Below are 11,975 nucleotides of genomic sequence, written 5' to 3'. Positions count from 1 at the left end.
TTATGCCCCGGCGCTTATTCAAACGGTACATGCCCGACCCCAGCAGTATCAGGGAACACAAGTCATTACAGTTTCTTGGGACCTTGCTGCATGACCCGAACCTCTGGCACCTGAACCGGCACTCGGTGGCGCGGGCCATGGCCGTGGGTCTGTTCGCGGCCTTTATCCCGATTCCCCTGCAGATGTTATTGGCCGCGCTGCTGGCCATCGTGGTGCGCGGCAACATGCCCATCGCCGTCAGCCTGGTGTGGCTGACCAACCCGATCACCATGCCGGTGGTGTTCGTGTGTACCTACATGACCGGCGCCTGGCTGATGAACGTGCCGCCGCGCAGCCTGCCCGACCACCTCACCTGGGAATGGATCAGCGGCCAGCTGAACACGCTGTGGCAGCCGTTCCTATTGGGTTCGGTGGTGCTGGGGCTGGTGCTTGGCGCACTGGCCTACTGCCTGACCATGGGCTACTGGCGCTGGTGGGTCGCGCGCCAATGGAAACGCCGCAAACTGCGCCGCCGCTGAAACCCGACACCCAGGCTCCCGCTCAACACCATTAATTTTCAGGATTCCAGGCCGCGCAAATGGCTACACTGCGCAGGTGGCGCGGGCCGGATGCCCGCGTGGAAGATTGATATCAGTGGTAGCAGGAGAAGTGGCGTGCTTAGAAGAATGGGAATTAAAGGCCGCGTACTGTTGCTGACCTTATTGCCGACCAGCCTGATGGCCGTGTTGCTGGGCGGTTATTTCACCTGGATGCAGCTCTCGGAACTGCAGACCCAATTGCTGCAACGCGGCGAAATGATCGCCGAACAACTGGCGCCGCTGGTGGCCCCGGCCCTGAGCAGCAAGAACGCCGACCTGCTGGAACGCATCGCCACCCAATCCCTTGAGCAGACGGACGTGCGCACCGTGTCGTTCCTCGCACCGGACCGCACGTCCCTGGCCCATGCCGGCCCGAGCATGCTCAACCCGCCGCCGACCGGTAACAGCTCACACCTGCTGCAACGCACCGGCAATGACGCCACGCGCTATTTGCTGCCGGTGTTCGGCCGCCATCGCAACCTGGCCGGCGAGCTGATCCCCGATGAAGCCGACCGCCTGCTGGGCTGGGTCGAGGTAGAGCTGTCCCATAACGGCATGCTGCTGCGCGGCTACCGCAGCCTGTTCGCCAGCCTCCTGCTGATCGCCGTCGGCCTGATCTTCACCGCCGCGCTGGCCCTGCGCATCAGCCGCACCATCAACGCGCCGATCGGCCAGATCAAGCAGGCCGTGGCCCAGCTCAAGGACGGCAACCTGGAAACCCGTCTGCCAGCGCTGGGCAGCCAGGAGCTTGACCAACTCGCCTCGGGCATCAACCGCATGGCCGAAACCCTGCAAAACGCCCGCGAAGAACTGCAACACAGCATCGATCAGGCCACCGAAGACGTACGCCAGAACCTGGAAACCATCGAAATCCAGAACATCGAGCTGGACCTGGCCCGCAAGGAGGCCCTGGAAGCCAGCCGCATCAAGTCGGAGTTCCTGGCCAACATGAGCCATGAGATCCGCACCCCGCTCAACGGCATCCTGGGCTTTACCCACCTGCTGCAAAAAAGCGAACTGTCGCCGCGCCAGCTGGATTACCTGGGCACCATCGAAAAATCCGCCGACAACCTGCTGGGCATCATCAACGAAATCCTTGATTTCTCGAAGATAGAGGCCGGCAAGCTGGTGCTCGACAGCGTGCCGTTCAACCTGCGCGACCTGCTGCAGGACACCCTGACCATCCTCGCCCCCGCCGCCCATGCCAAGCAGCTGGAACTGGTCAGCCTGGTGTACCGCGACACCCCGCTGGCGCTGGTCGGCGACCCGCTGCGCCTCAAGCAGATCCTGACCAACCTGATCAGCAACGCGATCAAGTTCACCCGCGAGGGCACCATCGTTGCCCGTGCAATGATCGAAGACGAACAGGAAGACAGCGTACAACTGCGCATCAGCGTGCAGGACACTGGCATCGGCCTGTCCAGCCAGGATGTGCGCGCGCTGTTCCAGGCGTTCAGCCAGGCCGACAACTCCCTGTCGCGCCAGCCCGGCGGCACCGGCCTGGGGCTGGTGATTTCCAAGCGCCTGATCGAACAGATGGGCGGCGAAATCGGCGTCGACAGCACACCGGGCGAAGGCTCGGAGTTCTGGATCAGCCTCAACCTGCCCAAGACCCGCGACGATGTCGACGACCTGCCCTGCGCGCCGCTGCTCGGTCGCCGCGTCGCCGTGCTGGAAAACCACGAACTGGCGCGCCAGGCCCTGCAACATCAGTTGGAAGACTGCGGCCTGGCGGTCACGCCATTCAATACCCTGGAAAACCTGACCAACGGCATCACCAGCGCACACCAGACCGAACAGGCCATCGACCTGGCGGTGCTTGGCGTCACCGCCAACGACATTCCGCCCGAGCGCCTCAACCAGCACCTGTGGGACCTCGAACATCTGGGTTGCAAAGTGCTGGTGCTGTGCCCGACCACCGAGCAGATGCTGTTCAACCAGTCGGTGCCCAACCCCAACAGCCAGTTGCAGGCCAAACCGGCGTGCACGCGCAAACTGCGCCGTGCCCTGGCCGACCTGATCAGCCCGCGCCCCTTGCGCGCCGAGCCTGGCGAGCCGCTCTCCAGCCGTGCGCCGCGAGTGCTCTGCGTCGACGATAACCCGGCGAACCTGCTGCTGGTGCAGACCCTCCTCGAAGACATGGGCGCCAAGGTGCAGGCGGTGGACAGCGGTTACGCGGCGATCAATGCGGTGAAGCAGGAAACCTTCGACCTGGTGTTGATGGATGTGCAAATGCCGGGCATGGATGGACGCCAGAGCACTGAGGCGATTCGCCAGTGGGAAAGCGAACGCCACGGCACGCCGCTGCCGGTGGTCGCGCTCACGGCCCACGCCATGGCCAACGAAAAACGCGCGCTGCTGCAGAGCGGCATGGACGACTACCTGACCAAGCCGATCAGCGAACGGCAACTGGCCCAGGTGGTGTTGAAATGGACCGGCTTGGCCCTGCGCAACCAGGGCCCCGAGCGGGTCACTGAAAACCTCGGCCACGGCGTGCAACTGCTGGTGCTCGACCATGAAGAAGGCCTGCGCCTGGCTGCCGGCAAGACTGAGCTGGCGGCCGACATGCTCGCCATGCTGCTGGCGTCGCTGGAGGCCGACCGCCTGGCCATCACCGTCGCCCGCGAAGCCAACGACAATCAGGCCCTGATCGAGCGCGTCCACCGCCTGCACGGCGCCACGCGCTATTGCGGCGTGCCGCAACTGCGCGCCGCCTGCCAGCGCGCCGAAACCCTGCTCAAGCAGGACGATGCCAAGGCCGCGGCGGCGCTGGATGAACTGGACATGGCCATCACCCGGCTGGCCAGTGAGGCACGGGTGAGCGCCTGACTCCTGTTGATCAGCGGTCACATACCGGGCTCATGATAGGCCGGCACCCGTGATAGGATGCCGCGCCTATTTGGAGGATCCATGGCCGAACACGATTTCCGCTTCAGCTTGCTGAGCCCGCAACACACCCTGATCGAATGCCGCGCCCTGGTGCCGGGCCGTTACCAAGTGACCGGCAACGGCGGTTCGATCAAGCATGGCGACGTGCTGATCGTCACCCTGCGCGGCAGTAAAACCCTGTCGATGCGCCTGACTGTCGAAGGGGACGCACGCTACTCCATCCGCCCCGCTGGCCAGTGGGTCGCCATGGCCCACGGGCCGCAATTCGGCGAGCTTGAGATTCACACCTGGAAGGTCAACTGCGACAGCTGCGACAACGTGCTGGAGTTTGAATTTGCGGTGGAAACCAAGCTGACCAAAGCGCCGCTGCAGCCAGCGGCCAACGCGCGCATCAAGGCGTTGGGCTGGGCCAGCGATGGCGACAGGCACCGCTGCCCGAAATGCCAGCAGGCCGCGCAATGAGAGGCTTGTTGCTCATCGCCCTGGCGGCCGGCCTGAGCGGTTGCGCCGCTCACGCAGTCAAGCTCAAGCAGGATCACAGCTACGTGGTGGAATGGATCGGTGAACGGCCGCTGATGGATGACGCGAACCTGACCGTTACCCTCGGTGCCGATGGCCGCGCCTACGGCAACGGTGGCTGCAACCACTGGTTTGCGCCCTACACCGTGAACGGCGACACCCTCAGCTTCGGCAAGATCGGCAGCACCCGCAAGCTCTGCGCCGAGGCCTTGATGGAGCAGGAACAGCGCTTCTTCCAGGCCCTGCAAAGCGTGCAACGCTGGGACATCTCGCCTATCGAACAGACCCGCTTCTGGCCGGCCGAAGGCAAACCGATTCGCCTGTGGCTCGAAGAAGGCTGATCGCAAGGTTGGCGCAAACCCAATGTGGGAAGGGGGCTTGCTCCCGATAGCGGTGTATCAGTCAACCGATGTATGGACTGACACTCTGCAATCGGGAGCAAGCCCCCTCCCACATGTGAGTTATGCCCTTTAGCCGCGCAACGCCTTGAGCTTGGCCAGCACCCCTGCCGCCGTCTGCTCGCCCATCAACTGCTCGCGCACCTTGCCCTTGTCGTCAATGATGTAGGTCACCGGCAACGCCTCGCTGCGCGGGATATCAAAGAGCTCTTCGGGGTTCTGCGCCAATACGGTGAACTTGATCCCCAGTTTCTCGCTGGCGGCCTTGAGTTCCTCGCCCTGCACGTTGTCGAAATTGACCCCGAACACGCCGACGTTCTGGGCTTTCAACTGTTCAGACAACGCATTGAGCTCGGGGATTTCCGTGCGGCACGGGCCACACCATTCCGCCCAGTAGTTGACCACCACCCACTGCTTGTCGAGGCGCTCCGCCGCCACCTTCTGGCCGTACTGGTCGACGCCATAGTCGTTGCCGCAGCCGCTGAGCAGCAGGGTTGTGATGATCGCCAATGCACCGATCAGTCGCCTTGTCATGGAGTAATCCTTCGCAAAAATGAACGTGGGCTGCGACCGGTTGCCTCTTACGGTTTAAGGACGGGCCGCCACGCGGGTAGAATACCCGCCACCTTACGCAAGATGCGACCCGCACATGACCGATCTGACGCTTTATCACAACCCGCGCTGCTCGAAATCCCGCGGTGCGCTCGAACTGCTTGAAGCCCGTGGCCTCGCTCCGACCGTGGTGCGCTACCTCGAAACCCCGTTGAACGCCGCGCAACTGACGGCGTTGCTCGGCAAGCTCGGCATCACTGCGCGCCAACTGCTGCGCACCGGTGAAGACGAATACAAGACCCTCGACCTCGCCGACGCCACCTTGAGCGAAGCCCAGGTGATCGCCGCCATCGCCGCGCATCCGAAGTTGATGGAACGCCCGATCCTGGAAACCGCCGACAAGGCCGTCATTGGTCGCCCACCCGAGAAGATACTGGAGATTCTGCCGTGAGTACGCCGTATGTGCTGGTGCTGTATTACAGCCGTAACGGCTCGGTGAGCGAGATGGCCCGGCAGATTGCCCGTGGCATCGAGCAAGGCGGGCTGGAAGCGCGCCTGCGCACGGTGCCGGCGATTTCCGCCGAGTGCGAAGCCGTGGCGCCGGGCATTCCGGAAGAAGGCGCAGTGTATGCGAGCCTGGATGACCTGAAGAACTGCTCGGCCCTGGCCCTGGGCAGCCCGACGCGCTTTGGCAACATGGCCGCGCCGCTCAAGTATTTTCTCGATGGCACCAGCAACCTGTGGCTCACCGGCGCCCTCGTCGGCAAGCCGGCCGGGGTGTTCACTTCCACCGCCAGCCTGCATGGCGGCCAGGAAACCACGTTGATGTCGATGCTGCTGCCGTTGCTGCACCACGGCATGCTGATCACCGGCCTGCCCTACAGCGAGCAGGCGCTGCTCGACACCCAGGGCGGCGGCACGCCCTATGGCGCGAGCCACCATGCCGGAGCGGACGGCAAGCGCCTGCTCGATCAACATGAAACAGCCCTGTGCCGCGCCCTGGGCCAGCGCCTGGCAAAAACCGCCCGGCTGTTGGACGGCCAACCGGGCTAAGGTCCTGCCACCCCGCTCCCACAGCTTGCAATGCATGCCAAATGTGGGAGCGGGCTTGCCCGCGAAGGGCTCACCCGGGTCTCAATGATTGACGGTATAAGCCAGCATCATCGACAACTGACACATCGGCCGCCCGCTCTCGGCGTGCCACTGGTTGAACGCGCCCTGCACCGCCGCCAGATCCCGCAGGCTGGTGGGCGCCCTGTCGACGATCTTCTGCGCATTCAGCGCCGCCACCACATCATCACTGGGCACAAAGGTGTCCTTGCCCACCATGCGCAAAAAGCGCGGTGCCGACAGCCCGCCCAACTGGTGGCCGTGCTTGCTCAGGTATTTCCATAAGCCGACGATGTCGGTCACCGGCCAGTCGGCGACAAAGGCGCCGAAGCTGCCCTTTTCCTGCTCGATATCCAGGATCATCTGCGCGTTGCGCGGCACGCTCTTGAGTTTGCCCAGGTGGCGGATGATGCGCGTGTCCTGCATCAGCCGTTCCAGGTGCTCGGCGCCCATCAACACGACTTTCTCCGGGTCGAAGCCGAAGAATACCTGCTCGAATGCCGGCCACTTGGCGTCCACCACGCTGTGCTTCAAGCCTGCGCGAAACACCCGCAACGCCAGGGTCGACAGGTAGCGGTCATCGCTGATCTTGCGCAACTGCGCGGCCGTTTTGGGCGTTGGCAGGTGAGCTTCCAGCTTGGCCGCCGAGCCGAAGCGGTTCAGACAATATTCGTTCAGCCACTTGTAATCGCGCATGCCCTCTCCCGGGGATTGAAATGAAAACGGCGCCCGTGAGCGCCGTCCTTCAGAGCGTTGCAGGGCCTCAGAGGTTCACTACATTGACGAAGCGCGAGGCGGCGCTCTCGTCGATACGCAGGCTGGTGAAGTCGAACAGGTTGCGGTCGGCCAACTGCGACGGGATCACGTTCTGCAGGCTGCGGAAGATGCTCTCGGTACGCCCGGGTGTCTTGCGCTCCCAGTCCAGCAGCATCTCCTTGACCACCTGGCGCTGCAGGTTTTCCTGGGAGCCGCACAGGTTGCACGGGATGATCGGGAACTGCTTGAGGTCGGAGTAGGCCTGGATATCCTTCTCGTTGCAATACGCCAGCGGGCGGATCACCACGTTGCGCCCGTCATCGGCGCGCAGCTTGGGCGGCATGGCCTTGAGCGAGCCGTTGAAGAACATATTGAGAAAGAAGGTTTCGACGATATCGTCGCGATGATGACCCAGGGCCATCTTGGTCGCGCCAATCTCGTCGGCAAAGGTGTAGAGCGTGCCCCGGCGCAGGCGCGAGCACAGCGAGCAGGTGGTCTTGCCTTCGGGAATCAGTTCCTTGACCACCGAATAGGTGTCCTTCTCGACGATGTGGTACTCCACGCCCAATGCCTTGAGGTAGGCCGGCAGCACATGCTCGGGAAACCCCGGTTGTTTCTGGTCCATGTTGACGGCAACGATGTCGAACTTGATCGGCGCGACCTTTTGCAGGTGCAGCAACACATCGAGCATCGTATAGCTGTCTTTGCCGCCGGAGAGGCAGACCATGACCTTGTCGCCGTCCTCGATCATGTTGAAATCGGCAACCGCCTCACCGGCCAGGCGACGCAGGCGTTTTTGCAGTTTGTTCTGGTTGACCGTAAGAGTGCCCATGGCGCTTGGATCCGCTGGAGGTGTGTGACGAAAAGCGCAGCATTTTACCGATAAGGCCGGAGAAGTTCCAATGCGCCCGCTGAGCCTTTAAACCCTGGGCAATGACCATTCGGCGCCTGACAGATTCGGAAACACCCCGCTTTGCGGCATACTGGACCGCTCTGGAGATAGATACAGCATGTCCGAGCCACTCAATACCCGCGTCGAAGATTGTTTCCTGCAAGCCGAATCCTTTTTCAAACGAAGCTTCAAACGCCCCCAGATCAGCCTCAAGCTGCGGGGCCAGAAAGCCGGTGTCGCGCATTTGCACGAAAATCTGCTGCGCTTCAATCCACAGCTGTACCGCGAAAACAGCCAGCACTTCCTGAAGCAGACCGTGGCCCATGAGGTGGCGCATCTGATTGCACACCAATTGTTTGGCGAGCGCATCCAGCCCCATGGCGAGGAATGGCAACTGATCATGCGCGGCGTTTATGAACTGCCGCCGGATCGCTGTCACACCTATGCGGTGAAGCGCCGCCAAGTCACTCGCTACATCTACCGATGCCCGTGTGCGGACAGCGACTTTGCGTTTTCCGCGCAGCGCCATGGCATGGTGGCCCAGGGGCGCAGGTATCTGTGTCGGCGGTGTCGGCAGACGTTGGTGTTCAGCGGGGAAACCCGCGTGGAATAAGGGCCTCATCGGGAGCAAGCCCTCTCCCACAGCGATCTGCGCTTAACTGACTGGCATTGGGGCTTGCCTGCGACAGCGCCCGGCACCGTCACCCCACTGTTTTGATCACGGCGGGCTTTTTCGCAGCCGCCGCTTTATCATGAGGCTACGTTTGTTTGCCGAGTGTTCCATGAAGTTCGCGATTGCACTGTATAGCGCCGCCCATGCGCCCTCCTCGCGCCGCGCCTTGCTGTTCGCCCAGGCGGTATTGGCCGGCGGGCACGACATTGTGCGGCTGTTCTTCTATCAGGACGGCGTGTACAGCGCGTCCAACAACATCGTTGCGCCGCAGGATGAGCAAGACATTGCGCGCCAGTGGCGTGATTTTGTCGGCCAGCATCAGCTTGACGGCGTGGTGTGCATCGCCGCCGCCCTGCGCCGTGGCGTGCTTGACCGCGACGAAGCCAACCGTTATCAGCGCAGCGCGGTGAATCTGGATGCGCCCTGGGCGCTGTCGGGCCTGGGGCAACTGCATGACGCCATCCAGGACGCCGACCGCCTGATCTGTTTTGGAGGGCCGTGACATGTCCAAATCCTTGTTGGTAATCAGCCGCCAGGCGCCGTGGTCCGGCCCGAGCGCGCGGGAAGCCCTGGATATCGTGCTGGCCGGTGGCGCATTCGATCTGCCGATCGGCCTGCTGTTCATGGACGACGGCGTGTTTCAGTTGGCCTCGGACCAGAACGCCAGGGCCGTGCAGCAAAAGGATCTGAGCGCCAACCTGCAGGCGCTGGAGTTGTTCGGCATCGACGATGTGTTCGCCTGCAACCACAGCCTGGAAGTACGCGGACTGAATGCGCCAGCCAGCGCCCAAGGCCTGGGCAGCGACGCCATTGCCCAATTGATCGACCGTTACGACCAGGTGATAACCCTCTGATGTCGACTCTCCATGTGCTCTCCCACTCCCCGTTCACCGACAGCCGTCTCGACAGCTGCCTGCGCATCTGTGGCGCCGAGGACGCGATTCTGCTCTGCGGCGACGGCGCCTACGGCCTGCAAAATGCCGCGCTGCAAGGCAAGGGCGTGAAAGTCTTCGTGCTGGCCGAAGACAGCCAGGCGCGCAACCTGCCACTGCCCGACTGGGCCGACAGTGTCGATTACCCCGGCTTCGTGCAGCTATCCGTCGGCTACGACAAGGTCAACACCTGGCTATGAACACCCTCACCGTAGGCGCGCGCTGCCTCGAACTGGACAAGGACGGCTACCTCGTCGACCTCAACGACTGGTGCGTGGACGTCGCCAACGCCCTCGCCGCTGCCGAAGGCCTGGCATTGACCGCCGCGCACTGGGAAATCCTCGAGTTGCTGCGCGGCTTTTATGCCGAGTTCCAGTTGTCCCCGGCCACACGCCCGCTGATCAAATACACCGCCTTGAAGCTGGGCCCGGAAAAGGGCAACAGCCTGCACCTCAACAAACTGTTCAACGGCACTCCCGCCAAACTCGCCGCCAAACTGGCGGGCCTGCCCAGGCCGACGAATTGCTTATGACCGACTTTGCCCCACTGACCCTCGCTACGCCCGAAGAGCACCCGTTTGCGCCGTTCGTGCGCATCCTCGGCAAAGGCAAGCGTGGCGCGCGCAACCTGACTCGCGCCGAAGCCCGCGAAGCCATGGGCATGTTGCTCGACGAAAAGGTCGAGGACACCCAGCTCGGCGCCTTCCTGATGCTGCTGCGCCACAAAGAAGAAAGCCCGGAAGAACTCGCCGGCTTCACCGAAGCCGTGCGCGAGCGCCTGAACGCGCCGGCGTTGAATGTGGACATCGACTGGCCCACCTATGCCGGCAAAAAGCGCCACCTGCCGTGGTTCCTGCTGGCGGCCAAGTGCCTGGCGCAGAACGGCGTGCGCATCCTGATGCACGGCGGCGGCGCGCACACCGCCGGGCGGCTGTACACCGAGCAATTGCTTGAAACCCTGCAAATCCCCCTGTGCCGCACCTGGCAACAGGTCGAGGCGGCTTATGAGCATGGCAACCTGGCGTTTATCCCGCTGGGCGATTGGGCGCCGCAGTTGCAACGCATGATCGACCTGCGCAACACCCTGGGCCTGCGTTCGCCGATCCACTCGCTGGCGCGCCTGCTCAACCCGCTGAAGGCCCGTTGCGGCCTGCAAAGCATTTTCCATCCGGGCTACCAGGGCGTGCACCGCGACGCCAGCGGCCTGCTGGGCGATAACGTGATCGTGGTGAAAGGCGACGGCGGCGAAATCGAGATCAACCCCGACACCCTCAGCCATTTGTACGGCACCACGGGCGGCCAGAGCTGGGACGAAGAGTGGCCTGCCCTCTCCGCCCAGCGCCACGTCAAACCGGCCAGCCTTGAGCCCGAGCACTTGACAGCGCTGTGGCGCGGCGACGTCGAGGACAGCTACCCGCAACTGGCACTGATCGCGACCATGGCGCTAGCCCTGCGCGGTCTTGGCCAGCCACGGGAGCAGGCGTTCGAACTGGCCCGGCACTACTGGTTAGCGCGGGACAAATCGATTTAATCGATGATTGTCGCCGGGTATTTGCGCTTTTAGTTCGAACTCACGCCTTTAGACTGGGCTCCAACGCTTATTAGCCAAGGAGCCAATCATGGGTTTGCTGATCGAAGGACACTGGAAAGACCAGTGGTACGAAAGTAGCGCAGATGGCGCTTTCCAACGCGAACAGGCACAACGTCGTCACTGGGTGACCGCCGACGGCGCGCCCGGCCCGAGCGGCGAAGGTGGCTTCAAGGCCGAAGCGGGCCGCTATCACCTCTACGTGTCGCTGGCATGCCCGTGGGCGCACCGCACCTTGATTCTGCGCACACTCAAGGGGCTGGAAAGCCTGATTGACGTGTCGGTGGTCAGTTGGTTGATGCTGGAAAACGGCTGGACCTTCGACAAGGCCCACGGCTCCACAGGCGACGCTCTGGATGATTTCCAGTTCATGCACCAGCGCTATACCGCCGACACCGCCGATTACACTGGGCGCGTCACCGTGCCGGTGCTGTGGGACAAAAAACTCAAGCGCATCGTGAGCAACGAATCGGCGGAGATCATCCGCATGTTCAACAGCGCGTTCAACGCGTTGACCGGCAACACCCTGGACTTCTACCCCGAGCCACTGCGCCCGACCATCGATGCACTGAACGAGCGCATCTACCCGGCCGTCAACAACGGCGTGTACCGCGCGGGCTTTGCCACGTCGCAGCAGGCGTATGAAAGTGCATTTGATGATGTGTTTGCCGAGCTGGACCATCTGGAGCAACACCTGGGCACGCATCGCTACCTGGCCGGTGAGTACCTGACCGAGGCGGATGTGCGCTTGTTCACCACGTTGATTCGCTTTGATGCGGTGTATTACAGCCACTTCAAGTGCAACCTGCGGCGCATTGCCGATTATGCGAATTTGTCGAACTGGCTACGGGAGATGTATCAGTGGCCGGGGGTGGCCGAGACGGTGGATTTTGCGCATATCAAGGGGCATTACTATGCGAGCCATCGCACGATCAATCCGACCGGGATCGTGCCGAAGGGGCCGCTGCAGGGGTTTGATGGCGAGCATGACCGCAACAGGCTGACTGGCCAGGGCGTTCACGGCTGACTGCACAACTTTGGGAAGCGGGCCTGCCTTCAGTCAAGCGCAGATTCCCTGTGGCCAGCAGG

Annotated in this window: 16 protein-coding genes; 13 read left to right on the top strand and 3 right to left on the bottom strand. The window is 62.8% G+C overall.

Annotated elements, in window-relative coordinates; translation table 11 throughout:
• The first annotated feature begins 2 nt into the window (after positions 1–2).
• The 4 genes from ACXX81_RS07835 to ACXX81_RS07820 all read left to right on the top strand — a co-directional run bounded on the left by ACXX81_RS07835 (position 3) and on the right by ACXX81_RS07820 (position 4,327).
• On the top strand, positions 3–518 hold the full coding sequence (locus tag ACXX81_RS07835; protein ID WP_458571445.1) for a DUF2062 domain-containing protein: 516 nt from the start codon (positions 3–5) through the stop codon (positions 516–518).
• 135 nt (positions 519–653) lie between these two features.
• Entirely contained in the window at positions 654–3,407 is a 2,754-nt protein-coding gene (locus ACXX81_RS07830; RefSeq protein WP_209982780.1) for a response regulator, read from the top strand.
• A gap of 81 nt (positions 3,408–3,488) precedes the next feature.
• Positions 3,489–3,929, top strand: coding sequence for a hypothetical protein (locus ACXX81_RS07825; protein ID WP_209982783.1), 441 nt, complete (start codon positions 3,489–3,491; stop codon positions 3,927–3,929).
• Positions 3,926–4,327 carry an META domain-containing protein gene (locus ACXX81_RS07820; RefSeq protein WP_209982785.1) on the top strand — a complete coding sequence of 134 codons (402 nt, stop codon included), beginning with the start codon at positions 3,926–3,928 and terminating at the stop codon, positions 4,325–4,327. Before ACXX81_RS07825 ends, ACXX81_RS07820 begins: the two co-directional genes overlap by 4 nt.
• A gap of 129 nt (positions 4,328–4,456) precedes the next feature.
• Here ACXX81_RS07820 and ACXX81_RS07815 read toward each other — a convergent pair whose 3' ends face one another.
• Entirely contained in the window at positions 4,457–4,918 is a 462-nt protein-coding gene (locus tag ACXX81_RS07815; protein WP_209982787.1) for a TlpA disulfide reductase family protein, read from the bottom strand.
• 115 nt (positions 4,919–5,033) lie between these two features.
• Between ACXX81_RS07815 and arsC the strand changes: the two genes are divergently transcribed.
• Positions 5,034–5,387: an arsenate reductase (glutaredoxin) gene (gene arsC / locus ACXX81_RS07810; RefSeq protein WP_209982789.1), complete on the top strand. Its 354-nt coding sequence runs from the start codon at positions 5,034–5,036 to the stop codon at positions 5,385–5,387.
• Positions 5,384–5,989: an NAD(P)H:quinone oxidoreductase gene (wrbA, locus tag ACXX81_RS07805; protein ID WP_209982791.1), complete on the top strand. Its 606-nt coding sequence runs from the start codon at positions 5,384–5,386 to the stop codon at positions 5,987–5,989. Before arsC ends, wrbA begins: the two co-directional genes overlap by 4 nt.
• A gap of 81 nt (positions 5,990–6,070) precedes the next feature.
• On the opposite strand, the gene ACXX81_RS07800 is transcribed toward wrbA, so the two are convergent.
• Positions 6,071–6,742: a DNA-3-methyladenine glycosylase I gene (locus ACXX81_RS07800; RefSeq protein ID WP_057007494.1), complete on the bottom strand. Its 672-nt coding sequence runs from the start codon at positions 6,740–6,742 to the stop codon at positions 6,071–6,073.
• Positions 6,743–6,809: 67 nt separating this feature from the next.
• Positions 6,810–7,634: a tRNA 2-thiocytidine(32) synthetase TtcA gene (gene ttcA, locus ACXX81_RS07795; protein WP_003232138.1), complete on the bottom strand. Its 825-nt coding sequence runs from the start codon at positions 7,632–7,634 to the stop codon at positions 6,810–6,812.
• Between the two features lie 178 nt (positions 7,635–7,812).
• On the opposite strand from ttcA, the gene ACXX81_RS07790 reads away from it, so the two are divergent.
• The 7 genes from ACXX81_RS07790 (at position 7,813) to ACXX81_RS07760 (ending at position 11,913) form a co-directional block, all read left to right on the top strand.
• The gene (locus ACXX81_RS07790; RefSeq protein WP_057007496.1) at positions 7,813–8,307 is read left to right on the top strand and encodes a SprT family zinc-dependent metalloprotease; all 495 of its coding nucleotides are present in this window, start codon (positions 7,813–7,815) and stop codon (positions 8,305–8,307) included.
• A 169-nt stretch (positions 8,308–8,476) separates the two neighbouring features.
• Complete coding sequence (tusD, locus tag ACXX81_RS07785) at positions 8,477–8,869, top strand: sulfurtransferase complex subunit TusD (protein WP_458571444.1); 393 nt, start codon at positions 8,477–8,479, stop codon at positions 8,867–8,869.
• A 1-nt stretch (position 8,870) separates the two neighbouring features.
• On the top strand, positions 8,871–9,221 hold the full coding sequence (tusC, locus tag ACXX81_RS07780) for a sulfurtransferase complex subunit TusC (protein WP_209982799.1): 351 nt from the start codon (positions 8,871–8,873) through the stop codon (positions 9,219–9,221).
• Positions 9,221–9,499: a sulfurtransferase complex subunit TusB gene (tusB, locus tag ACXX81_RS07775; RefSeq protein ID WP_209982801.1), complete on the top strand. Its 279-nt coding sequence runs from the start codon at positions 9,221–9,223 to the stop codon at positions 9,497–9,499. Before tusC ends, tusB begins: the two co-directional genes overlap by 1 nt.
• On the top strand, positions 9,496–9,831 hold the full coding sequence (locus ACXX81_RS07770; RefSeq protein ID WP_322213941.1) for a TusE/DsrC/DsvC family sulfur relay protein: 336 nt from the start codon (positions 9,496–9,498) through the stop codon (positions 9,829–9,831). Before tusB ends, ACXX81_RS07770 begins: the two co-directional genes overlap by 4 nt.
• Positions 9,828–10,829: a glycosyl transferase family protein gene (locus ACXX81_RS07765; protein WP_209982806.1), complete on the top strand. Its 1,002-nt coding sequence runs from the start codon at positions 9,828–9,830 to the stop codon at positions 10,827–10,829. Before ACXX81_RS07770 ends, ACXX81_RS07765 begins: the two co-directional genes overlap by 4 nt.
• 88 nt (positions 10,830–10,917) lie before the next feature.
• On the top strand, positions 10,918–11,913 hold the full coding sequence (locus tag ACXX81_RS07760; RefSeq protein WP_458571443.1) for a glutathione S-transferase family protein: 996 nt from the start codon (positions 10,918–10,920) through the stop codon (positions 11,911–11,913).
• Positions 11,914–11,975: the final 62 nt, after the last annotated feature.

Source organism: Pseudomonas sp. GNP013, from assembly GCF_054343995.1.
The sequence above is the reverse complement of the archived record's forward strand: the minus strand, read 5'-3'. Positions and strand labels throughout refer to the sequence as shown.